Here is a 22,155-nt window from a genome sequence, read left to right as displayed (position 1 = left end):
GTTCTCGTTGTTGGTCCGGTCGCGGCAGCTTCCGATCGCTTGGCGTTCAGGGTTGTTAGGGCTAGCGGGCAAGTGCCGCGATATAGCTGGCGGCGAAGGGAACCATCAGGCTCGGACTATGCGTGACGCCAGGTAGCACCCAAAGCTCCCAGTCGAAAGGTGCCCCCAATGCCCGGGCACGCTCGCGTGCAAAATCGAAATAATTACGCGTGCGTTCGACACGATTGCCGCCTTGGGCCATCGCTTCAGGCGTCTTGCGCATTACCGTCTGAATCGTTGCGGTATCCGCGCCACCCGCCACCAGTAGTACCGGCTGAGCGAAGAACGACTTCAATGCGGCGTCATCGACGATGGGCACGCCACCGGTTCCGTAGGGCCATTCGACGTGTTTATCGGGCATGGTGTACCAACCAGCGGCGCCGACGATGATCTCTTGTGCGCGGGAGTCGGGCATGAACATGGCGAAACGGTGGGCGAACTGGGCACCGGCACCATGACCATAGAGGAAGTAAGTCGGATTGTTATTACTGTCCCGGTTAGCATCGAAATCGGTGAACAGCCGCTCGATGAGGGTGAAGGCCCACATGGGTTGCGGGTTCAGCTCATCCGGCTTGGCCCGGCCGATACGCTCCCGGTGGGTCTTGGCGTTGAACACATTGCCGAGGTTGTAGCCATTGGCCCCGGGGTAGGGATCACGGCTGAAGCGTGGCGACAACACCATCAGGCCGTTGCGCTCGGCGTACTTCATCCAGCTGTCGCGATACTCTTTGGCATTGCGGCGCAGCCCGTGCAGGACGAAAACGACGGGGGTATTAGGTGTATAACCGCTAGGTTTGTAGTAATAGACGATTACGTCACTCTGGGTATCCGGATCCTGAAAGGTATATTGACCCGCTCCCTCGGCCAGGCTGCGATCGCTGGCGGCGTGCGCCAACGACCACGGCAGACCCAGCAGGATCAGCGCGAACAGTACTCGCATTGTTTTCTCTCACTTTGTGTCTGGCGTTAGTCTTATTAGAGATTTTAGTGAAGACGGTTGGACGTCTAGCGCCCGCTCCGACCTCGCCTGAAAGCTATCAAGACGCCAACCATTGAGAAATTCGAAAGATGCTATTAACCGTTTCGCTAATTGAATGGGTTGGGCTTTTATGTTCTAAAAACAATAATTTATATCAATATTGTGAGTTCGATGAACATCAAAGCCTTACGGCTCTTCCGGCAAATCGTCATTCAGGGATCACTGGCCAGCGCTGCGAGGGAATTGCATATCAGCCAGCCAGCCGCCAGTCGCTTGATTACTCAACTGGAAGCCGAAATACACATCACACTGTTTCATCGTTCACGCCGTCGCCTGCTACTGACGGATGACGGAGAGCGTTTCTTTCGGGAAGCGGAACATATCGTCGCCGGGTTGGACGAAATTCCGAAGATCACCAGCAATATCCGTGATCGTCGAGAGCAGCAGTTTCGCGTCCTCGCCGCCGCCAGGGTCGGACAAGGCATCGTCTCCCCGGCGCTGGTGAGGATGCGGCGCTTACACCCGGAAATGCAGATCCATGTTGATCTCTATTCACGGCGTCAGTTGGAAAAGCGCCTGGGGGTTGGTATCTACGATCTTGGGGTGATATCGCTACCGGTGGCACATTCACTGTTGAAGATCGAAGCAGTACCACTGGTCAAAGTTCGCGCGGAAGCGATCATGTCTGCCGACCATCCACTAGCGGCCAAGGCGTACGTGACGGCGGAGGATCTCGCCAACCAACCCATGCTGGGATTGGTACCCGGTCAGGTGTGGCGTGATCATGTCGATAACTTTCTGAAAGCGGGAGGCGTCGACGTCGATCACATCGTCCAGAGTAGCTCCTCGCTACTAACCTGCCAGATGGCACGCGATGGCGCCGGTATTGCGGTGCTAGACCGTCTATGCGCTCCTTCCATCGATATGGCGGGTGCAGTGATGCGTCCACTCTATCCCGAGCGTTGGCTCTCTTTCGGCTATGTCTATGGTGAACGCACCGGTCTTTCTAGCACATCGAAAGAATTTGTCGACTGCATGCGCGATGCCATCGAATCGATTCGCGCACAAAGCCCTGTTGATAGTGAGGCGATCATTCCGCTCCACACTTCCGCAGAATAAAATCCAGCAATACCCAGATTTAGCGTGATTTCGCTTAAGGAAACGCTACATAAGTCCTGCCGCAACTACCTGGCAGCCATCGAGGGGTATAATCGGGCTATAGAACGGCTTCACCTCCACCAGTATGACCATCGAATTGCTCACTCCACCGTGACGCTCTTGGCCAGGTTGCGCGGCTGGTCGACGTCGGTGCCCTTGAGCACGGCGACGTGATAGGAAAGCAACTGCAGCGGAATGGTGTAGACGATGGGCGCGAGAAATTCATCCACAGCCGGTACGTGGAGCACGCGCAGGTTGTCGGCGGCGGTCAGCGCCACGCCTTCGTCGGCGAAGACGAACAGCTCGCCGCCCCGGGCGCGGACTTCCTGCAGGTTGGACTTGAGTTTCTCCAGCAGTTCGTCGTTGGGCGCGACGGCGACCACCGGCATGTCGGCGTCGACCAGCGCCAGTGGGCCGTGCTTGAGCTCGCCGGCCGGGTACGCCTCGGCGTGGATGTAGGAGATCTCCTTCAACTTGAGCGCGCCTTCCAGGGCGATCGGGAACTGGGTGCCGCGGCCCAGGAACAGCGCATGATGCTTTTCGGCGAACGCTTCCGACAGTTCGGCGATCGGCCCGTCCATGGCCAGCGCGCTGTCGAGCACCGTCGGCAGGCCGCGTAGCGCCTGAACCAGCGTCGTTTCCCGCTCATCGCCGCGACTCTTGCGCAGCGACAGCGTCAGCAGCATCAGCGCGACGAGCTGAGTGGTGAACGCCTTGGTGGAGGCAACGCCGATCTCCGGGCCGGCCTGGGTCATCAACGCCAGGTCGGATTCCCGCGTCAGCGAGCTGCCGGGCACGTTGCAGATCGCCAGCGCGCCCAGGTAACCCGATGTTTTGGCACGGCTCTTGGCATAGCGTAGCGCCGCCAGGGTATCGGCGGTCTCGCCGGACTGGGAAAGCGTCACGAACAGAGTATCTGCCGGCACCACCACTTCGCGGTAGCGGTACTCGGAGGCGACTTCGACCGTGGTCGGTAGGCCCGCCAGCTTCTCGAGCCAGTAGCGTGCCACCATGCCGGCATGGTAGCTGGTGCCGCAGGCGACGATATGCACCTGCGCGACACGTTCGAACAGCCCCCTGGCACCGACGCCGAAGCTGCTCTCGAGCACATGGGAGCCGCTCAGGCGGCCTTCCAGCGTGGCGGCGATCACCGCCGGCTGCTCGTGAATCTCCTTGAGCATGAAGTGGCGATACTCGCCGCGACTGGCGGCACTATCGCCGTGCTCGAAGGCGTGTACCGGGCGTTCGGCCGGGCTGCCGTCAGCCGCGACAATCTCGATGCCACGGTTATCGCTCAGCCGAACCACGTCGCCTTCCTGGAGGTAGATGAAGCGGTCGGTGACCTGCAGCAGCGCCAACGCATCGGAAGCGAGGAAGTTCTCGTCGATACCGACACCGACCACCAGCGGGCTACCCTTGCGCGCGCCGACGATCTCCCTCGGAGCATCGGCATGCATCACCGCCAGCGCGTAGGCGCCGTCGATCCTGTCGAGCGTGGTCTGCACCGCCGCCAGCAGGTCGTCGGTCTCGACAAAGGCTCGCGCGATCAGGTGAGCGACGACTTCGGTATCGGTCTCCGATTCGAACACCACACCGTCGCCTTCCAGTTCGCGCTTGAGTGGCTCGAAGTTCTCGATGATGCCGTTGTGCACGATCGCCAGACGTTCCCGCGCCAGATGCGGGTGAGCGTTCACTTCGGAGGGCTTGCCGTGGGTCGCCCAGCGGGTATGGGCGATCCCGATCCTGCCGGTCAGGGCGCCGTGCACGAGTTTTTCCTCGAGCGCGGCGACCTTGCCCTTGGCGCGTTGCCGCGTGAGCGCGCCAGCCTCGTTCAACACGGCCATGCCAGCGCTGTCGTAGCCGCGATATTCGAGACGCTTCAACCCTTCCAGCAGGATGCCCTGCACGTTACGCGCAGCCAGCGCGGCGACGATTCCACACATAGTCGATACCTTATCCAGAGTTCGTTGTCTGCCTTACTGATCCGCGGGCCGTTCGGCGATCACCAGCGCCACGTCCTGGCGTTCGATGGCAGCCGCCGAGACGTCATCGAGTCGCCAGTCGGTGACCAGCGTGTCGATGCGTGCCCAGGGCAGTTCGAGATTGGGGATGCGGCGGCCGATCTTGTCGGCCTCCACCATGACCACCACGTCGCGGGCGACCTCGGCCATGACGCGGGTCAGGCCGAAGAGCTCGTTGTAGGTGGTGGTGCCGCGTTCGAGATCGATGCCGTCGGCGCCGACGAAGAGTTGATCGAAGTCGTAGGCCCGCAGCACCTGCTCGGCGACCTGGCCCTGAAAGGATTCCGAGTGCGGGTCCCAGGTGCCGCCGGTCATCAGCAGCGCCGGTTCCGATTCCAGTTCACGCAGGGCGCCGGCCACGCCGAGCGAATTGGTCATCACCACCAGGCCACGCAGGCCGCCCAGCTCGCCGATCAGCGCCGCCGTGGTGGTGCCGCTATCCACGATGATCCGGTTGTGCTCGCGAATCCGCGCTCGCGCCGCCTGGGCAATGGCACGCTTGAACGGCGAGATTATCTGTGCCGGCTCGCCCAGCATCTCCTGGGGAAGCGGTGCCGCCCCGCCGTAGCGGCGCAGCAGCAGGCCGCTGCGCTCGAGCGTGTTGAGATCCTTGCGAACCGTCACTTCGGAGATCGCGAAGCGGCTCGCAAGCCGCTCGACCGGGGTTTCCCCGTGTTCGTTGACGTAGGCGAGAATGGCATGGCGGCGCTGGGAGGTGTCGCGTCTGGGCATGGTGACAGGTTTCGAAATTCGGCTTTTAACTTTCGATTCGAAAGAATATAGATTCGAATCAAAGCTTATTGGCGCAAACTCGTCAAGTCTCACGATACTCGACGTGCCGAGGTAGCCACCCTTCCATGGGCTCGGCATCATGGTCACCATCGGAAACAACCATAAAAGGCGCCTTTGTCATGACCAGTCAGGAACTTCTGGGGAAACTCGTCGGCTTCGATACCGTCAGCCGCGAATCCAACCTCGCGCTGATCGAGTTCGTCCGCAATTACTTGAGCCAGCACGGCGTCGACAGCGAACTGATCCACAACGAGGATGGCAGCAAGGCCAACCTGTGGGCGACGATCGGCCCCGCCGACCGTGGCGGCGTGGTGCTTTCCGGGCATACCGACGTGGTCCCGGTGGACGGCCAGCCCTGGATGCTGCCGGCATTCGAGATGACCGAGCGCGACGGCAAGCTCTACGGTCGCGGGACGACCGACATGAAAGGCTACCTCGCCTGCGTGCTGGCGGCGGTGCCGAGCTTCAAGGCGGCGAAACTCGAGACGCCGGTGCATCTGGCGTTCTCCTACGACGAAGAGGTGGGCTGCCTGGGCGTGCGCTCGATCATCTCGATGCTGGAAGACAGGCCGCACAAGCCGCTGGCCTGCATCATCGGCGAACCCACCGAACTCAAGCCGGTGCTGGGTCACAAGGGCAAGCTCGGCGTGCGCTGTCGCGTGCACGGCGCGCCCTGCCACTCCGCCTACGCGCCGGAGGGCGTCAACGCCATCGAGACCGCCGCGAAGATGATCGTCCGGCTCAACCAGATCGGCGACCGGCTGGCCGATCCCGCCCATCACGACGAGCGTTTCTATCCGCCCTTCTCGACCGTCCAGACCGGCGTGATCGAGGGCGGCCGGGCGCTCAACATCGTGCCGTCGGAGTGTCGCTTCGACTGGGAAGTGCGCTCGCTGCCGGGCTTCGATGCCAATGAGGTCGAGCGCGAGATGCGCGACTACGCCGACAACGAGCTGCTCCCCCGCATGCGTGCCATCGAGGCGACCACCGATATCGTGTTCGAGCCGCTGCAGGCCTATCCGGGGCTGACCACCGAGGCTTCGAGCGAGGTGGCGCGATTGATCGCCACCCTGGCGGGTCGCGATGACTTCGGCACCGTCGCCTACGGCACCGAGGGCGGGCTGTTTCACGAGGCTGGCATTCCCACCGTGGTGTGCGGGCCGGGCTGCATGGACCAGGGCCACAAGCCGGACGAGTTCATCGCCATCGAACAGCTGGAGCGTTGCGACGCGATGATGCAGCGGCTGGTGGAGCATCTCAGCGCATGAGGGGATTCACGACCTTTCACGCCCTGCTTCGCCGGGCGCCGGCACTCGGTCTGATCCTGCTGGTCGGTTGTAGCACCCAGGCACCGCAGCCCGGCTTCGAGCAGCGCCCGGCGAGCGTGAAGAATGAGCTCGTCAGGCTGATTCCGGCCTCGACCCAGGACCGTGACGGCTGGGCGACGGACATTACCGCCGCGTTCTCGGCCCAGAACCTGCCCGCGACCAGGGACAATCTCTGCGCCACGCTGGCGGTGATCGAGCAGGAATCGACCTACGACGCCGATCCCAGCGTGCCCAATCTCTCCGCCATCGCCCGCCAAGAGATCGAGCGTCGCGCCAGCGCGCTACATATTCCGAGTTTTCTGGTCGATGCCGGCCTGAACCTGGAATCCCCCACCGGCGAGAGCTACAGCGAACGCCTCGACCACATCACCACCGAGCGCGAGATGAGCGAGATCTTCGAGGATTTCATCGACATGGCGCCGCTGGGCCGCCAGCTGTTCGGTAGCCTCAACCCGGTGCACACCGGCGGCCCGATGCAGGTCAGCGTCGATTTCGCCGAGAAGCACGCCGACGACTATCCCTATCCGATCGACGGCTCGATCCGCCACGAGGTGTTCACCCGGCGCGGCGGGCTCTACTTCGGTATCGCCCACCTGCTCGGCTATCCGTCCGATTACGACGAGCCGATCTACCGCTTCGCCGACTTCAACGCCGGCTGGTACGCCAGCCGCAACGCCGCGTTCCAGGCCGCCGTCACTCAACTGTCCGGTATTCCGCTGGCGCTCGATGGCGACCTGATCATTCCCGGCTCGCGCCAGGCTGGCCAGACCGAGCTGGCGGTACGCACGCTGAAAGGTCGGCTGGGCATGGACGACGGCGAAATCCGCGACGCGCTCGAGCAGGAGAATTCCCTCGAATTCGAGCAGACCGAACTCTACGAAAAGGTCTATTCGCTAGCGGCGCAGCAGGAAGGTCAGCCCACCCCCTACGCGCGCCTGCCGGGAATCAAGCTAAAGAGCCCCAAGATCACCCGCAACCTGACCACGGCGTGGTTCGCCAAGCGAGTCAACACGCGTTTTCGGCAGTGTCTGGGGCGATAAACTCTAGAGAACTACACATAAGCACCCGAGCGCCTATGATTGCAGAGATCGTCCTGCGCAAGTTCTATTGACAAACCTTTTTGATCTTCTGAGAGAACCGACTACAACTGTAAAGCTGACGTTACATCTATTTTAGGGGCTTCGATGACACTGACTAACCTTCTCACCCCGACCTATAGACAGATGCTACGAACGCTTAGCGGATTATTGGATAAGGCACAGCAGCAAATGCCTGAGCGGGCCGAAACCATGATGTCGGCGCGGCTCGCAGAAAATATGTTACCTCTGTCGTCACAAATACGGTTTGCTGCATTTCAGGCGCAGGAGGCTGTATTTCGATTGAGAGGTATCCCCGTACCAGCTTGGCTTGATGCAGTGGTAGCCGAGGGACACAGCGCAGGAAATACACCGGGATCGATCGCGGATGCCCGAACTCGAATTGACCAGGCTCTATCGCTTCTAGAAGATGTTTCCGACAACGCTCTCGACAACGATACTGGCCTACCAATTTCTCTTAAGCTCCCAGGCGACATCACATTCGACATGACCGGCGAGCAGTACGCTCGTGACTGGGCGCTACCGCAATTCTATTTTCATATCATCACTGCCTACGCCATTCTCCGGAACCAAGGTATCGATATTGGGAAGGCAGACTATGTCCCACATATGTTCGGGTATCTTCGGCCCGGATCAATGCCTGGAAGTTAAAATGCTCAAAGCAGGCAATGCCGAAAACTGCCACCGCATGGTTCGCCGAACGAGCTGGCCATGGATGGCCAGCTCGGGCCCTGCAAGCGGGACAGGATGTTTCAGCTAAGCAGGACGCTAGAGGCGCGCCGGGACAGGGCAGAAAATTGCTCCTGCATTTTCTGCATTTCCGCCATCCATGGCGGTCAGATGTCCTTGCGCGCCGACCCGAAGCGTCGACGAAGATCGACTCGGGGCTGCTTGAGCCTGTGGCGCGAAAAAGGGGAGCGCGAGGGGCTTGCCCCTCGCAATAACGACGATAAGGGTCGTAAATATCTCGTCAGTCGAGAGCGCTTTTCACTCGAATGAGCGCTGAAGACGACGAATCAAGACTTCGGCATCTTCACCGGCCGCTGCCAGCCCTGCTTGACGATCTGACGACTCCGCCCGATGGCCAGCTCGTCGTCTTTCACTTCGCGAGTGATCGTCGAACCCGCGGCGATGGTGGCACCATTGCCGATGGTGACCGGGGCGACCAGCGCGCTGTTGGAGCCGACGAAGACGGCTTCGCCGATTCGCGTGAGATGCTTGTTGGCGCCGTCGTAGTTGCAGGTGATGGTGCCGGCGCCAATGTTGGTGTCACGGCCGATCTCGGTGTCGCCCAGGTAGCTCAGGTGCCCTGCCTTGACGCCGTCGCCGAGTGAGGCGTTCTTGGTCTCGACGAAGTTACCCACATGCGCCTTGGCGCCGAGCCGCGTGCCGGGGCGCAGGCGGGCGAACGGGCCGCAGTCGCTGCCCTCGCCCATCTCGGCGCCCTCCAGGTGGCTGTTGGCCTTCACCACCGCACCGCGTCGCAGGATGGAGTCCTTGATCACGCAGTGGGGACCGATGACGACGTCGTCTTCCAGTGTCACCCGGCCTTCCAGGATCACGTTGACGTCGATTCGGATGTCACGGCCGACGGTAACGTCGCCACGCAGGTCGAAGCGCTCCGGATCGGCCAGCGAAACACCGGCGGTCATCAGGCGATCGGCCTGGCGACGCTGATAGGCGCGCTCGAGTGCCGCCAGCTGGCGACGGTCGTTGACGCCTTCGACCTCCACCGGTGAACTCGGCTGGCTGGCGGTGACCTCGACGCCGTCGGCCGCGGCCATGGCGATCACGTCGGTCAGGTAGTATTCGCCCTGGGCGTTCTCGGCGGAAAGCTCGGGCAGCCAGCGGCGCAACTGCGCGGCGGTCATCGCCATGATGCCGGTGTTGCACTCGCGGATGGCGCGCTGCTTGTCGCTGGCATCCTTGTGCTCGACGATGGCGATGACCGCGCCCTTGTCGTTGCGCACGATCCGGCCGTAGCCGGTGGGATCGTCCAGCGTCACCGTCAGCAGCGCCATGTGCTGCTCGTCGACGCCATCCAGCAGCGTCTCAAGGGTGCGAGCCTGGATCAGCGGCACGTCGCCGTAGAGCACCAGCACCTTGCCGTCGCCGAGACTGTTCAACGCCTGGGCCACGGCGTGGCCGGTGCCCTTCTGCTCAGTCTGTTCACAGAAGCCGAGTTCGCCATCGCCGGACGTCGAACCGGCGCTCGCCAGCGTCTCCCGCACCGACTCTCCGCCATGGCCGACCACCACGTGCAGGCGCGCGCTCTCCAGTCCTGCTGCGGTATCGACGACGTGCTGAACCAGCGGGCGGCCTGCCAGCTCGTGCAGCACCTTGGGCGTCTTCGAGCGCATGCGAGTGCCCTGGCCGGCGGCTAGTATCACGACGTCGAGTGTCATGGGGTCAATCCTTCGATCAGTGAAAACCGGGCGTCATTCTAGCGCGTCGAGGCGATCCGGCAGAAATCCGATCGTCGCACCCGAACGCGGGCCATGAAAAAGGCGACTCCAGGGGAGTCGCCTTCGGGTACTGCACCAGCGCTTGCCTCGGCAGACGCGCCTGCCGCTTCAGCCGCGGCCGCCCTTGCGACGCAGCTGCTGCAGCGTGCGCAACTGGGCGGTAGCTTCGGCCAGTTCGGCGGAGGCACGCGCGTAGTCGAGCTCGGTCTGCTTCTCGTTGAGCGAAGCCAGCGCATGCTGCCGCGCCTGCTCGGCTTCCGCTTCGTCGAGATCGCTGGCTCGGGTGGCGGTATCCGCCAGCACCGAGACCACGTCCGGCTGCACTTCGAGGAAGCCGCCGGTGACGTAGTAGAGCTCTTCTTCGCCGCTCTCCTGAATCACGCGCACCGGACCGGGCTTGAGCTCGGTCAGCAGCGGCGCGTGACCGCGCAGGATACCCAGATCGCCGGCCACGCCGGCAGCAATGAGCTGCTCGACGTTGCCCGAGAAGATCTCCTTCTCGGCGCTGACGATGTCACACTGAAATGTGGCCATAGCGATTTATCTCCCGGGAGTCTGCAGGCTTAGGAAACACTGCATAAATGACTGCACAGGCGAATCGCTGCGTTGCGCGGTGCTCGAAGACTCGCCTAACCCCATGTTATGTCTCGCCTTCTGCGCTCCGTGCGCCTTGCGCTTCATCCTGTTCGTCGATTTATTCAGCATTTCCCTTACTTCATGCTCTTGGCTTTCTCGACGGCTTCGTCGATGGTGCCGACCATGTAGAACGCCTGTTCGGGCATGTCGTCGTAGTCGCCGTTGAGAATGCCCTGGAAGCCACGGATGGTTTCCTGCAGCGACACGTACTTGCCCGGCGCGCCGGTGAAAACCTCGGCGACGAAGAACGGCTGCGACAGGAAGCGCTGGATCTTACGCGCCCGGGCCACGGCCAGCTTATCTTCGTCGGACAGCTCGTCCATCCCGAGGATGGCGATGATGTCCTTGAGTTCCTTGTAGCGCTGGAGCACGTTCTGCACGCCACGAGCCGTATTGTAGTGCTCTTCGCCGACGACCAGCGGATCGAGCTGGCGCGACGTGGAGTCGAGCGGATCGACGGCTGGGTAGATACCCAGCTCGGCGATGGAGCGCGACAGCGTCACGGTGGAGTCCAGGTGGGCGAAGGTGGTCGCCGGCGACGGGTCGGTCAAGTCATCCGCGGGCACGTAGACGGCCTGGACGGAAGTGATCGAGCCGGTCTTGGTCGAGGTGATACGCTCCTGCAGGGCGCCCATCTCTTCGGCCAGCGTCGGCTGATAGCCCACCGCCGACGGCATACGACCCAACAGGGCCGACACTTCGGTACCGGCCAGGGTGTAGCGGTAGATGTTGTCGACGAACAGCAGGACGTCACGACCTTCGTCGCGGAAGTTCTCGGCGATGGTCAGGCCGGTCAGGGCCACGCGCAGGCGGTTGCCCGGGGGCTCGTTCATCTGGCCGTAGACCAGCGCCACCTTGTCGAGAACGTTGGACTCGTCCATCTCGTGATAGAAGTCGTTACCTTCACGGGTACGCTCACCGACACCGGCGAACACGGAGTAGCCGCTGTGCTCGGTGGCGATGTTGCGGATCAGCTCCATCATGTTGACGGTCTTGCCGACACCGGCGCCGCCGAACAGGCCGACCTTGCCGCCCTTGGCGAACGGGCAGACCAGGTCGATGACCTTGATGCCGGTTTCCAGCAGATCGCTGGAAGCCGCCTGATCCGCGTAGCCGGGCGCCTGACGGTGAATCGGCATGCGCTTGGCGTCCGAACCGATATCGCCGGCTTCGTCGATCGGCTCACCGAGCACGTTCATGATACGGCCCAGCGTCTCGGTACCCACCGGCACGGAGATCGGGGCACCGGTGTTAACCACTTCGATGCCGCGCTGGAGACCTTCGCTGGAGCCCATGACGATGGCACGAACCACGCCGTCGCCGAGCTGCTGCTGCACTTCGAGAACGGCCTCTTTACCCGAGACCGTCAGCGCGTCGTAGACCTTGGGCACGTCGTCCCGCGGGAATTCTACGTCAACCACCGCGCCTATGATTTGTACGATACGTCCGCTCATAGTGGTTCCTCGTAAACCTGCAAATGAAACCTGTTGGGCCAAGCCGTACTCGAGATCGCCGTCGCGCAGACGGCGATGTCGTCATACCGCCGCGGCACCACCGACGATTTCCGAAATTTCCTGGGTAATGGCCGCCTGACGCGCCTTGTTGTACACCAGTTGAAGATCGTCAATCAGATCGCCGGCGTTGTCTGTCGCATTCTTCATCGCGATCATGCGCGCGGCCTGCTCACAAGCCGCGTTCTCCACCACGGCCTGATACACCTGGGATTCGACGTAGCGAACCAGCAGGTGATCGAGCAGGGTCTTGGCGTCCGGCTCATACAGGTAGTCCCAGCTCTTCTGCGTATCACCGGGACTGGGTTGTTCATCCCCACCGCTTTCGTCCTCGACTGCCTCCAGGGGCAGCAGCTGACGCACGACGGGTTTCTGGCTCATGGTGTTGACGAATTCGTTGTACACCACGTAAAGCCGATCCAGACTGCCCTCATCGAAGGCATCGAGCATCACCTTGACACTACCGACCAGATCCTGAGCTTCCGGCGCATCGCCAAGGCCCTTCTTGGCCGCCAGCAGATTGCCGCCGCGCTTGCGAAAGAAGCCACCGGCCTTGCTGCCGATCGCCGCAAAGTCGGCGCCGACGCCCTTCTGGTCCCAGTCCCGCGCGTGCTTGACCACCGCCTTGAACATGTTGACGTTCAAGCCGCCGGCGAGCCCGCGATCACTGGAAACGACGATATAACCGACGCGCTTGACGTCGCGTTCGATCATATAGTCGTGACGGTATTCCGGATTGGCCTTGGCGACGTGGCCGACCACCCGGCGGATCAGTTTGGCATAGGGCTGACTGGCCACCATGCGCTCCTGAGCCCGACGCATTTTCGACGCAGCGACCATTTCCATGGCGCTGGTGATTTTCTGCGTGTTCTTGATGCTCCCAATCTGGGATTTGATCTCTTTTCCAGCTGCCATCTCGGATCACCCTGATTCATGCCGCTCAGTCGGGCGGGACGACCCGCTCTCATCGCATCGCGGGAGAGCGGGTCGCGCCACTTACCAGGTCTGAGTGGACTTGAACGACTCGAGACCCGACTTGAGACCCTGCTGGATCTCGTCGTCGTAGCCGCCGCTCTGGTTGATCTTGTCGAGCAGGTCGGCATGCTCGGACTTCATGTAGTCGTGCAGCGCACGCTCGAAATCCAGTACCTTGTCGACCGCGACGTCGTCCAGGAAACCTTCGTTGGCGGCGTACAGCGTGACGCCCATCTCGGCCACCGACAACGGCGAGTACTGCTTCTGCTTCATCAGTTCGGTGACGCGCTGACCGTGCTCGAGCTGCTTGCGAGTCGCCTCGTCGAGATCCGACGCGAACTGCGAGAACGCCGCCAGTTCGCGATACTGCGCGAGCGCCAGACGCACGCCGCCGCCCAGCTTCTTGATGATCTTGGTCTGCGCCGAACCGCCCACACGCGATACCGAGAGACCGGCGTTGATCGCCGGACGAATACCCGAGTTGAACAGGCCCGTCTCGAGGAAGATCTGGCCGTCGGTGATCGAGATCACGTTGGTGGGAACGAACGCGGAGACGTCACCACCCTGGGTCTCGATGATCGGCAGCGCGGTCAAGGAACCGGTCTTGCCTTTCACTTCACCGTTGGTGAACTTCTCGACGTACTCGGCATTGACGCGCGCGGCACGCTCGAGCAGACGCGAGTGGAGGTAAAAGACGTCGCCCGGATAGGCTTCACGACCCGGCGGGCGACGCAGCAGCAGCGAAATCTGGCGGTAGGCGACGGCCTGCTTGGAGAGGTCATCGTAGACGATCATCGCGTCTTCGCCGCGGTCGCGGAAGTACTCGCCCATGGTGCAGCCGGCGTAAGGCGCCAGATATTGCATGGCGGCCGGATCGGCGGCACCGGCGGCGACCACGATGGTGTGATCCATGGCACCATGCTGTTCGAGCTTGCGCACCACGTTGGCGATGGTCGACTGCTTCTGACCGATGGCCACGTAGATACAGGTGATACCCGTACCCTTCTGATTGATGATCGCGTCGATCGCCACGGCGGATTTACCGATCTGGCGATCGCCGATGATCAACTCGCGCTGGCCACGACCGATCGGCACCATGGAGTCGATCGACTTGAGGCCGGTCTGCACCGGCTGGTCGACCGACTGGCGCGTGATGACGCCCGGCGCGACCTTCTCGATCGCGTCGGTCATCTTGGCGTCGATGTCGCCCTTGCCATCGATCGGATTACCCAGCGCATCGACCACGCGTCCGATCAGTTCGCGACCGACCGGCACTTCGAGGATGCGACCGGTGCACTGCGCGGTCATGCCCTCTTCGAGCTCGAGGTAGTCGCCCAGCACCACGGCGCCGACGCTGTCGCGCTCTAGGTTGAGCGCCATGCCGAAGACGCCACCGGGGAACTCGATCATTTCGCCCAGCATCGCGTCGGCCAGGCCGTGGATGCGAACGATGCCGTCAGCGACGCTGACGACGGTGCCCTGATTACGGGCCTCGGAAGCGACATCCAGCTTTTCGATACGCTGTTTGATGATGTCGCTGATCTCGGAAGGATTCAGTTGCTGCATGCCATGTCCCTCGAACTCAAGCGGTGAGCGCTTCGCGCAGACGTTGCAATCGACCGCGCACGGAGCCGTCGATGACGGTGTCTCCGGTACGCAGGATCACGCCGCCCAGCAGGTCGCGGTCCACTTGAGTGGTAATGGAGATTTCACGATTCAGGCGCTTCTTCAGAGCCTCGACGAGCACGTTCTGCTGGGCGTCATCCAGTTCGAAGGCGGAGACGATGGTGACATCGACCCGCTTTTCTTCCTGGGCGCGCAGCGCCTCGAACTCGTCAAAGATGTCGGGCAACGCAGCCAGACGCCCCTTTTCGCCGACGAGACGCAGGAAATTTCCCACGCTCTCGTCAAGGGGTTGGTCTTCGCAGACTTCCAGCAGCAAACGCGTCTTGTCGTCAGCGGTCAGCCGCGGGTTGCCGAGTATGCGTTCACGGACATCGCTGTCACCGGCCGCCAGGGCGACCAGTGACAGACTCTGGGACCACGCTTGGAGCGCCTTGTTATCGCGCGCGAACTCGAACGCCGCCTTGGCGTAGGGTCGAGCGACGGTAGACGATTCAGCCATGGTGCGCCTCCTTAGAGCTCGGCAGCGAGCTTGTCGACGAGCTCACGATGCTTGGCTTCGTCGATGGAGGACTCCAGGATACGCTCGGCGCCGGCCACGGCCAGCAGCGATACCTGGGCACGCAGCTCTTCCTTCGCGCGATTGATCTCCTGATCGATTTCGCTGCGAGCGCCTTCGATGATGCGCTCGCCTTCGGCCCGCGCGTTGTCACGGGCTTCTTCGACGATCTGATTGGCCCGCTTGTTGGCCTGTTCCAGGATCTGCTGCGCCTGCTCCTTGCTCTCCCGCAATGTCTCTTCGGCTTTTTCCTGAGCCAGTTCGAGATCACGGGTCGCACGGCTGGCTGCATCCAGACCATCGGCAATCTTCTTCTGTCGTTCCTGCAGGGCCTGCATGACCGGCGGCCATACATACTTCATGCAGAACCAGACGAAGACGGCAAAGGCAATGGCCTGACCAATCAGTGTAAGGTTCAGATTCACGCCAGCACCTCTCGCGTCACGGGTTTGGGGTTAGGGTCACCGGGGGCCTCGCGGGCCTCGAGGCGACGTTAACCGACAAACGGATTGGCGAAGGTGAAGAACAGGGCGATACCGACACCGATCATGGTCACGGCGTCGAGCAGGCCAGCGACGATAAACATCTTGACCTGCAGCTGCGGGATCATTTCCGGCTGACGCGCGGCGCCTTCCAGGAATTTGCCGCCGAGAATGCCGAAGCCGATGGCCGTGCCGAGGGCACCCAGGCCGATCAACAGAGAAACGGCAATTGCGGTCATGCCCAGAACTTGTGCTTCCATGGTTCTCTCCAGTTTCAGTCGAGTCTTGCTCAGTCGAGTTTTACTAAGGGTCAGGGGTTAACGGGAACGCGTCTCAATGCTGCTCTTCCGTCGCCATACTCAGGTAGACGATGGTGAGCATCATGAAGATGAAGGCCTGCAGCGTGATGATCAGAATGTGGAACACCGCCCACGGGAAGTGCAGCGGCAACTGCCACAATCCGACCATGGCTATCAGGATGAAGATCAGTTCGCCGGCGTAGAGATTACCGAACAGTCGTAGCGCCAGCGAAACCGGTTTGGCCAACAAGGTAACGACTTCAAGCAGGAAGTTGACCGGAATCAACAAGATCTGGGCAAGTTTATTGGGCGTGTTGAACGGGTGCAGTGTCAATTCCGCGATGAAACCGGACAGGCCCTTGGAACGAATGGAATAGAAAATGATCAGCGCGAAAACGGATAGCGACATGCCGAGCGTGGCATTGACGTCGGTCGTGGGGACAACCTTGAAGTAGACGTGCGCCGGGTCGGCACCGAACCAGGCACCTACCTTCTGGGCCAGCACCGGCAGGAAGTCCACCGGCACCAGATCCATGATGTTCATCAGAAAAATCCAGCAGAAGATCGTCAGCGACAGCGGCGCGATCAGTCGGCTCTTGCCGTGGAACGTTTCGCGCACGGAGTTATCGACGAACTCGACCATCATCTCGACGAAGTTCTGCAGACCGGTCGGCACGCCGGTGGAAGCGCGCTTGGCCACCAGACGAAACAGGTACAGGAACAGCACCCCGAGGCCGATCGACCACAGCATGGTATCGACGTGGATGGCCCAGAATCCCATGGCCTTGGCCTCGGCAGCGGAATGAGCCATCGACCAGCCGTTTTCCGGATGCAGACCGAACGTCATGTTCTGCAAATGGTGCTGGATGTACTCCGTACTCGTCATGTTGTTGCCAGCCATGGTTCAGCCTCGAGATTGAATGTGTGACGGGCGGTGCAGGAGCCAGGGCCCCATCCAGTGCACCAGCAGCGTCACGACATAAGCGCCAAAGAAGAAAGCGGGGTTTGAGGGGGGCACGGTCACGAACACCAGCGTGAACAGTGCCGCCGTCAAACCGAACTTGCCGGCCTCGGCGTGGTAGAAACTCTTGACGATGTATCTCGCCTGCGCCGCCCCCTGATAGCGAAAGGCGCGCCAGGCGAAGAAGGCATTGGGAATGGCGGCAACGAGACCACCGGTCAAAGCGGAAAACGCCGTTCCGAGGTCCCAGCCAACCCAACCGATGAGGACCAGCCCCATCACTACGCCGCACTGTAACAGGATCAACCCCGCGATTCGCGGTCTTGGAAGCTTGGCCGGTGCCGCTGGTTGCATGGCGTCGGTCTCGCCGTTGAGTCCTAGGATGACGTTGTTGTTTCCACGTGCGATGTCTGTGTTCAGCGTCAGCTTGGCAAATCTCGGCGGATTATAGAGAAGCGGCCATGCCGCTTCAACCGAACCTGCACCGATCTGATGCGTCTTTTCGAGTAAACGATCACGAAAAGTGCGTAAATTCCGTTAACGCGCTAAATGTTTTTTTCTCTCGTCGCACCACCGAATACCAACCTTTCAGCGGATATGGCCCAGTATGCCGTCCAGCTCGTCGAGGCTGGTGTAACGGATGGTGACCCGTCCCTTGCCGGAACTGTTGTGGTGAATCTTGACCGGCGCGCCCAACAGATCGGCCAGACGATTCTCGAGCCGGCCAACGTCCGCCGGTGGCTTCTTGGCATCGGCTTTCGTTTGGCCGCTGGCAATCTGTTTGACCAGGGCTTCGGTCTGGCGCACGGTCAGCTCGCGGGCCACGACTTCGTGGGCCGCATGGCGCTGCTTGGCGGCCGGCAGACTCAGCAGAGCGCGAGCATGCCCCATGTCCAGATCACCGCGTTCCAGCAGGGTTAGTACCTGAGGATCCAGCGCCAGCAGGCGCAGCAGGTTGGCGACCTGGGCACGTGAACGCCCCACCGCATCGGCAACCTGCTGCTGGGTCAGTTCAAACTCGTCGAGTAGACGCTTGAGCGCCATCGACTCCTCGACCGGATTGAGGTTCTCGCGCTGGATGTTCTCGATCAATGCCAGGGCCAGCGCTACCTCGTCGCTGACTTCTCGAATGACTGCCGGAATGGTCTCGAGCTCGGCCAGTTGCGAAGCCCGCCAGCGACGTTCGCCGGCAATGATCTCGTAACGCTCTGCGCCAATTTGTCGCACCACGATCGGCTGCATGACGCCCTGGGCCCGGATCGAATCGGCCAACTCCTCCAGGGCCTCGGGCTGAATATCGCGCCGCGGCTGATACTTGCCGCGGGTCAACTGGCGCAGCGGCAGACGTTCGAGCCGCTCCTGGGCGGCATCGAATTCCGGTGGTGCCTGGGCTGGCGAGGGCTTTTCAGAACCGGCTTCCGGCGACAGACTGTCGCGGCGACGGGCACTGGAACCGATCAAGGCATCGAGGCCGCGGCCCAGGGGGCGTTTGCGCGTCGTCATGGGATATTCCTCGCAGCAGTCATCGTCATTACAGCGCCAACCGGCGAATCAGTTCCTTGGCCAGAACGCGGTGCGCCTGGCTGCCACGCGAGAGACGCGCGTATTTGGTGACGGGTACGCCGTGACTCGGCGCTTCCGCCACCCGGACGTTACGCGGAATGGTGGTCTTGAGTAGAGAATCGCCGAAATACTGGCCGAGCTGCTTGCTGACGTCGCGGGTCAGGCTGTTACGCGGGTCGTACATGGTTCGCACGATGCCGAATATCTCGAGCGTGGGATTCACGCTCTCCTGAATCTGTTCGACGGTATCGAGCAGCGCCGAGAGGCCCTCGAGCGCATAGAACTCGCACTGTACGGGGATCAGTACGCCGTGGGCAGCAGTAAGCGCATTGACCGTCAGCATGTTGAGGGACGGGGGGCAATCGATCATCACTACGTCGTAATCGGCAGCGACGCTCTCGATGGCGGCCTGGAGCACCCGTTCGCGGCCATCACGATCGAGCAGATCGACCTCGGCGGCGGTCAGGTCACCATTGCCCGGCAGCAACGCGTACCCGGCCACGGCGCAGTCGACAATCACCTCGGCGGCGCTCTTGTCGCCGAGCAGTACGTCGAGCACGCTGCCGTCGAGATCGTGTTTGTCGACACCGCTGCCCATGGTGGCGTGACCCTGCGGATCGAGATCGATCAGCAGTACTCGGCGATCCAGTGCCGCCAGGCAAGCCGCCAGATTGACCGCGGTCGTTGTCTTGCCCACGCCACCCTTCTGGTTGGTCAATGCAATGATTCTGGTCACTGGCGACTCCCTTCGTCGAGACTGATCCTGTGGATCGCGAGCGATCCGCTAGCGCTGATCGGGCATGGCGTCGACGACGCCACTGTTCATCACGTCCGGCTCATGACGAGCCTACTACCGATGGCCCGAGTCTTCGTCCCGCCCGAGGCGGAGCAACTGACGTTCGGCGTCATCCACTCCGGGCACTGCCAGAGCGCGGCACTCGCGCACCACGACATGGGGCGGCAGCGATTCGAGTTCCCGGGGTTCGAGGCCCCCTTTCATCGCCAGCCATTCGCCACCTCGGGCCAGTAGCGGTTCGGTGAGTCCGATGAAATCGCCCAGCGCCGCGAAAGCGCGCGAGATAACCTGATCGAACGTGGCGTCGAAAGATTCGACTCGAACCTGCTCGCAGCAAACGTTGTCGAGCCCCAGTTCCATTACCGCCTGGCGCTGGAAACGGACTTTCTTGCCGTTACTGTCCAGTAGCGTGACCTGAAGTCCGGGATCCAGAATCGCCAGCACCAACCCCGGAAAACCCGGCCCCGAACCGACGTCCAGCAAGTTGGTGCCCCCCACGGCGAAAGCGACACTGGCGCTATCCAGCAGATGACGGCCGACCATCGCCTCGGGCGAGCGTACTGCGGTGAGGTTATAGGCGCGATTCCACTTGTGCAACAGCGCGAGCAGCGACAACAGTCGCTCGCGCTGTCCACGATCGATAGCGACCCCGAGAGCCCCCAGGCCCTCGTCCAGCAGCCGTTCACACGCTGGCGTCATGCGCTCAATGCCCGGCTGTCGTCGATCAGCCGACGCTTCTTGAGATGGATCAGCAGAATAGACACCGCCGCCGGGGTGACCCCGGATATCCGGCCGGCCTGGCCGAGGGTTTGCGGTTGTGCCTGCTCGAGCTTCTGGCGGATCTCGTTGGAGAGCCCCTCGACCTTGGCATAATCCAGCGATTCCGGCAGCGGCGTGGCTTCGTGACGGCGCAGGCGATCGATCTCGTCCTGTTGCCGCGCGATATAGCCCTCGTACTTGGCCTCGATCTGCACTTGCTCGGCCACCAGTTCGTCGCTGACGGCCTCGCCCTTGAGCGACGCGACGTCGGCGTAGCCGAGTTCGGGGCGCTTGAGCAGATCCATCAGGCTGTACTCCCGAGCCAACGGTTGGCCGAGCTTGTCGGCCACTCGATCACCGGCCTCGGTTTTCGGCTGGACCCAGGTCGAACGTAGGCGTGCACTCTCCCGTTCGATCCTGTCGCGCTTGGTCTCGAAGGCCGACCAGCGATGATCATCGATCAGCCCCAGTTCGCGACCGGTGGCAGTGAGACGCAGGTCGGCGTTGTCCTCGCGCAGCAGCAGCCGATATTCGGCGCGCGAAGTGAACATGCGGTAGGGCTCTTGCGTACCCATGGTGATCAGGTCGTCGACCAGCACGCCCAAGTAGGCCTCGTCGCGTCGCGGCCACCAGACCGATTCGCCTTGCGCTCGGCGTGCGGCATTGAGCCCTGCCAGCAGCCCTTGGGCGCCGGCTTCCTCGTAACCGGTGGTGCCGTTGATCTGGCCGGCGAAGAACAGGTTGTGGATAAATTTGGTTTCCAGCGAATGCTTGAGATCGCGCGGATCGAAGAAGTCGTACTCGATAGCGTAACCCGGCCGCGTGATATGCGCGCTTTCCAGGCCGGTGATCGAACGCACGACCTGCAACTGGACATCGAACGGCAGTGACGTAGAAATCCCGTTGGGATAGAGCTCGTGGGTGTCCAGCCCTTCGGGCTCGACGAAGACTTGGTGACTGGTCTTGTCGGCAAAGCGATGGACCTTGTCTTCGATCGACGGACAGTAGCGCGGGCCAACGCCCTCGATCACGCCGGAATACATCGGCGAGCGATCGAGATTGGCAAAGATGATCTCGTGAGTGCGCTCGTTGGTATGGGCGATATGACAATCGACCTGACGCGGATGTTGTTCGCGGCTACCCAGATAGGACATCACCGGTAACGGCGTATCGCCAGGCTGGCGCTCGAGCCGGGAAAAATCGACGCTCTTGGCATCGATCCGCGGCGGCGTTCCAGTTTTCAGCCGATCAACCCGGAACGGTAGCGCCCGCAGCCGCTGAGCCAGTGCATTGGCCGGCGGGTCGCCGGCGCGCCCTCCGGCATGATGGTCCAGACCGATATGGATCACGCCACCCAGGAACGTCCCGGTACACAGCACCACGGTATCCGCCATGAAGCGAATGCCGGTCTGGGTCGTGACGCCGACGACGGTATCGTTTTCCACAACCAGATCGTCAACGCCCTGCTGGAACAGCGTGAGATTGGGCTGATTTTCCAGCATCCCGCGAATGGCGGCCTTGTAGCGTACGCGATCCGCCTGGGCTCGGGTGGCACGAACCGCCGGTCCCTTGCGCGAATTGAGCACGCGGAACTGGATGCCGGCCAGATCGGTGGCCTGGGCCATGGCCCCGCCGAGGGCATCGATCTCCTTGACCAGATGGCTCTTGCCGATCCCGCCGATGGCGGGATTGCAGGACATCTGGCCCAGCGTCTCGATGTTGTGCGTCAGTAGCAGGGTGCGGGCACCGCCACGTGCCGCTGCTAGCGCGGCTTCGGTACCGGCATGGCCACCGCCGATCACGATGACCTGAAAACGGTCGGGATACTCCACGGTTTACCTCACGAGGTGCTGGAAACGAGTAGCTCGAACAGGCACCCGACAGTGGTGAATGAATCTCGAAAAGCCGCCCAGTATAAACCTCCTGTGGGTAACCGTCAGGGGTTTTCCACACCCGATTGGCTTCAGCCCATCAGCCAACAGAGTCATTACTAAATAAAGAAAAATATATAAAGAAGTTCTGTTGTGGTAGTAACTAATGGTGTGGACATTTTCAGTGGATAAGTCGAATTACCCTATATCCTACAGCTACTTGCATTGTTATCCGATTGTT

General features: G+C 61.7%; 21 protein-coding genes. 4 read left to right on the top strand and 17 right to left on the bottom strand.

The features are described from left to right. Positions 1–61: 61 nt before the first annotated feature. A complete protein-coding gene (locus tag F0A16_RS09415) occupies positions 62–979 on the bottom strand; it encodes an alpha/beta hydrolase family protein (RefSeq protein WP_149435131.1) in 918 nt (305 codons plus the stop codon). 210 nt (positions 980–1,189) lie between these two features. Here F0A16_RS09415 and F0A16_RS09410 point away from each other — a divergent pair, with 210 nt between their 5' ends. Beyond that, positions 1,190–2,137, top strand: a complete 948-nt coding sequence (locus F0A16_RS09410; RefSeq protein WP_149435130.1) for a LysR family transcriptional regulator — start codon at positions 1,190–1,192, stop codon at positions 2,135–2,137. A gap of 140 nt (positions 2,138–2,277) precedes the next feature. Here the strand turns inward: F0A16_RS09410 and glmS are convergent, their stop codons facing one another. Then, positions 2,278–4,119: a glutamine--fructose-6-phosphate transaminase (isomerizing) gene (gene glmS / locus F0A16_RS09405; RefSeq protein ID WP_149435129.1), complete on the bottom strand. Its 1,842-nt coding sequence runs from the start codon at positions 4,117–4,119 to the stop codon at positions 2,278–2,280. Positions 4,120–4,152: 33 nt separating this feature from the next. Next, positions 4,153–4,929, bottom strand: coding sequence for a DeoR/GlpR family DNA-binding transcription regulator (locus F0A16_RS09400; protein ID WP_149435128.1), 777 nt, complete (start codon positions 4,927–4,929; stop codon positions 4,153–4,155). Positions 4,930–5,108: 179 nt separating this feature from the next. Between F0A16_RS09400 and argE the strand changes: the two genes are divergently transcribed. From argE to F0A16_RS09385, 3 genes are all read left to right on the top strand, one after another. Next, on the top strand, positions 5,109–6,257 hold the full coding sequence (gene argE, locus F0A16_RS09395; protein WP_149435127.1) for an acetylornithine deacetylase: 1,149 nt from the start codon (positions 5,109–5,111) through the stop codon (positions 6,255–6,257). Next, positions 6,254–7,357: a DUF1615 domain-containing protein gene (locus F0A16_RS09390; RefSeq protein ID WP_149435126.1), complete on the top strand. Its 1,104-nt coding sequence runs from the start codon at positions 6,254–6,256 to the stop codon at positions 7,355–7,357. Before argE ends, F0A16_RS09390 begins: the two co-directional genes overlap by 4 nt. Before the next feature lie 144 nt (positions 7,358–7,501). Continuing rightward, positions 7,502–8,065: a DUF1993 domain-containing protein gene (locus F0A16_RS09385; RefSeq protein ID WP_149435125.1), complete on the top strand. Its 564-nt coding sequence runs from the start codon at positions 7,502–7,504 to the stop codon at positions 8,063–8,065. A gap of 365 nt (positions 8,066–8,430) precedes the next feature. Here F0A16_RS09385 and glmU read toward each other — a convergent pair whose 3' ends face one another. From glmU to mnmG, 14 genes are all read right to left on the bottom strand, one after another. Further along, a complete protein-coding gene (gene glmU / locus F0A16_RS09380) occupies positions 8,431–9,819 on the bottom strand; it encodes a bifunctional UDP-N-acetylglucosamine diphosphorylase/glucosamine-1-phosphate N-acetyltransferase GlmU (RefSeq protein ID WP_149435124.1) in 1,389 nt (462 codons plus the stop codon). A gap of 168 nt (positions 9,820–9,987) precedes the next feature. Continuing rightward, on the bottom strand, positions 9,988–10,413 hold the full coding sequence (locus F0A16_RS09375) for a F0F1 ATP synthase subunit epsilon (protein ID WP_149435123.1): 426 nt from the start codon (positions 10,411–10,413) through the stop codon (positions 9,988–9,990). 176 nt (positions 10,414–10,589) lie between these two features. Beyond that, positions 10,590–11,969, bottom strand: coding sequence for a F0F1 ATP synthase subunit beta (gene atpD, locus F0A16_RS09370; RefSeq protein ID WP_110601669.1), 1,380 nt, complete (start codon positions 11,967–11,969; stop codon positions 10,590–10,592). Positions 11,970–12,050: 81 nt separating this feature from the next. Further along, positions 12,051–12,941: a F0F1 ATP synthase subunit gamma gene (gene atpG, locus F0A16_RS09365; protein ID WP_149435122.1), complete on the bottom strand. Its 891-nt coding sequence runs from the start codon at positions 12,939–12,941 to the stop codon at positions 12,051–12,053. A gap of 81 nt (positions 12,942–13,022) precedes the next feature. Further along, complete coding sequence (gene atpA / locus F0A16_RS09360; protein ID WP_149435121.1) at positions 13,023–14,567, bottom strand: F0F1 ATP synthase subunit alpha; 1,545 nt, start codon at positions 14,565–14,567, stop codon at positions 13,023–13,025. A gap of 16 nt (positions 14,568–14,583) precedes the next feature. Continuing rightward, entirely contained in the window at positions 14,584–15,126 is a 543-nt protein-coding gene (locus tag F0A16_RS09355) for a F0F1 ATP synthase subunit delta (protein WP_149435120.1), read from the bottom strand. Between the two features lie 11 nt (positions 15,127–15,137). After that, positions 15,138–15,608, bottom strand: a complete 471-nt coding sequence (locus F0A16_RS09350) for a F0F1 ATP synthase subunit B (protein WP_149435119.1) — start codon at positions 15,606–15,608, stop codon at positions 15,138–15,140. A gap of 68 nt (positions 15,609–15,676) precedes the next feature. Next, the gene (atpE, locus tag F0A16_RS09345; protein ID WP_011508579.1) at positions 15,677–15,925 is read right to left on the bottom strand and encodes a F0F1 ATP synthase subunit C; all 249 of its coding nucleotides are present in this window, start codon (positions 15,923–15,925) and stop codon (positions 15,677–15,679) included. A 73-nt stretch (positions 15,926–15,998) separates the two neighbouring features. Next, positions 15,999–16,865 (bottom strand): F0F1 ATP synthase subunit A, encoded by an 867-nt coding sequence (gene atpB / locus F0A16_RS09340; protein ID WP_149435118.1) that lies wholly within the window; start codon positions 16,863–16,865, stop codon positions 15,999–16,001. 3 nt (positions 16,866–16,868) lie between these two features. Continuing rightward, positions 16,869–17,279, bottom strand: a complete 411-nt coding sequence (locus tag F0A16_RS09335) for a F0F1 ATP synthase subunit I (protein ID WP_149435117.1) — start codon at positions 17,277–17,279, stop codon at positions 16,869–16,871. Between the two features lie 234 nt (positions 17,280–17,513). Beyond that, positions 17,514–18,428 carry a ParB/RepB/Spo0J family partition protein gene (locus F0A16_RS09330; protein ID WP_149435116.1) on the bottom strand — a complete coding sequence of 305 codons (915 nt, stop codon included), beginning with the start codon at positions 18,426–18,428 and terminating at the stop codon, positions 17,514–17,516. A 28-nt stretch (positions 18,429–18,456) separates the two neighbouring features. After that, positions 18,457–19,224, bottom strand: a complete 768-nt coding sequence (locus F0A16_RS09325) for a ParA family protein (protein ID WP_110654305.1) — start codon at positions 19,222–19,224, stop codon at positions 18,457–18,459. Between the two features lie 114 nt (positions 19,225–19,338). Beyond that, positions 19,339–19,983 (bottom strand): 16S rRNA (guanine(527)-N(7))-methyltransferase RsmG, encoded by a 645-nt coding sequence (gene rsmG / locus F0A16_RS09320; RefSeq protein ID WP_149435115.1) that lies wholly within the window; start codon positions 19,981–19,983, stop codon positions 19,339–19,341. After that, positions 19,980–21,875, bottom strand: coding sequence for a tRNA uridine-5-carboxymethylaminomethyl(34) synthesis enzyme MnmG (gene mnmG, locus F0A16_RS09315; RefSeq protein WP_149435114.1), 1,896 nt, complete (start codon positions 21,873–21,875; stop codon positions 19,980–19,982). The genes rsmG and mnmG overlap by 4 nt, the downstream gene beginning before the upstream one ends. Between the last annotated feature and the right edge of the window lie 280 nt (positions 21,876–22,155).

Origin of the sequence: Salinicola corii, from assembly GCF_008298015.1 — a bacterium.
GTDB classification, from domain to species: domain Bacteria; phylum Pseudomonadota; class Gammaproteobacteria; order Pseudomonadales; family Halomonadaceae; genus Salinicola; species Salinicola corii.
Note: the sequence above shows the minus strand (reverse complement) of the source record. Positions and strands in the feature narration are given on the sequence as shown.

Coding starts and splice junctions, on each gene's coding strand:
- F0A16_RS09415 (WP_149435131.1), bottom strand. CDS start 979: ATGCGAGTACTGTTCGCGCTGATCCTGCTGGGTCTGCCGTGGTCGTTG.
- F0A16_RS09410 (WP_149435130.1), top strand. CDS start 1,190: ATGAACATCAAAGCCTTACGGCTCTTCCGGCAAATCGTCATTCAGGGA.
- glmS (WP_149435129.1), bottom strand. CDS start 4,119: ATGTGTGGAATCGTCGCCGCGCTGGCTGCGCGTAACGTGCAGGGCATC.
- F0A16_RS09400 (WP_149435128.1), bottom strand. CDS start 4,929: ATGCCCAGACGCGACACCTCCCAGCGCCGCCATGCCATTCTCGCCTAC.
- argE (WP_149435127.1), top strand. CDS start 5,109: ATGACCAGTCAGGAACTTCTGGGGAAACTCGTCGGCTTCGATACCGTC.
- F0A16_RS09390 (WP_149435126.1), top strand. CDS start 6,254: ATGAGGGGATTCACGACCTTTCACGCCCTGCTTCGCCGGGCGCCGGCA.
- F0A16_RS09385 (WP_149435125.1), top strand. CDS start 7,502: ATGACACTGACTAACCTTCTCACCCCGACCTATAGACAGATGCTACGA.
- glmU (WP_149435124.1), bottom strand. CDS start 9,819: ATGACACTCGACGTCGTGATACTAGCCGCCGGCCAGGGCACTCGCATG.
- F0A16_RS09375 (WP_149435123.1), bottom strand. CDS start 10,413: ATGGCCACATTTCAGTGTGACATCGTCAGCGCCGAGAAGGAGATCTTC.
- atpD (WP_110601669.1), bottom strand. CDS start 11,969: ATGAGCGGACGTATCGTACAAATCATAGGCGCGGTGGTTGACGTAGAA.
- atpG (WP_149435122.1), bottom strand. CDS start 12,941: ATGGCAGCTGGAAAAGAGATCAAATCCCAGATTGGGAGCATCAAGAAC.
- atpA (WP_149435121.1), bottom strand. CDS start 14,567: ATGCAGCAACTGAATCCTTCCGAGATCAGCGACATCATCAAACAGCGT.
- F0A16_RS09355 (WP_149435120.1), bottom strand. CDS start 15,126: ATGGCTGAATCGTCTACCGTCGCTCGACCCTACGCCAAGGCGGCGTTC.
- atpE (WP_011508579.1), bottom strand. CDS start 15,925: ATGGAAGCACAAGTTCTGGGCATGACCGCAATTGCCGTTTCTCTGTTG.
- atpB (WP_149435118.1), bottom strand. CDS start 16,865: ATGGCTGGCAACAACATGACGAGTACGGAGTACATCCAGCACCATTTG.
- F0A16_RS09335 (WP_149435117.1), bottom strand. CDS start 17,279: ATGCAACCAGCGGCACCGGCCAAGCTTCCAAGACCGCGAATCGCGGGG.
- F0A16_RS09330 (WP_149435116.1), bottom strand. CDS start 18,428: ATGACGACGCGCAAACGCCCCCTGGGCCGCGGCCTCGATGCCTTGATC.
- rsmG (WP_149435115.1), bottom strand. CDS start 19,983: ATGACGCCAGCGTGTGAACGGCTGCTGGACGAGGGCCTGGGGGCTCTC.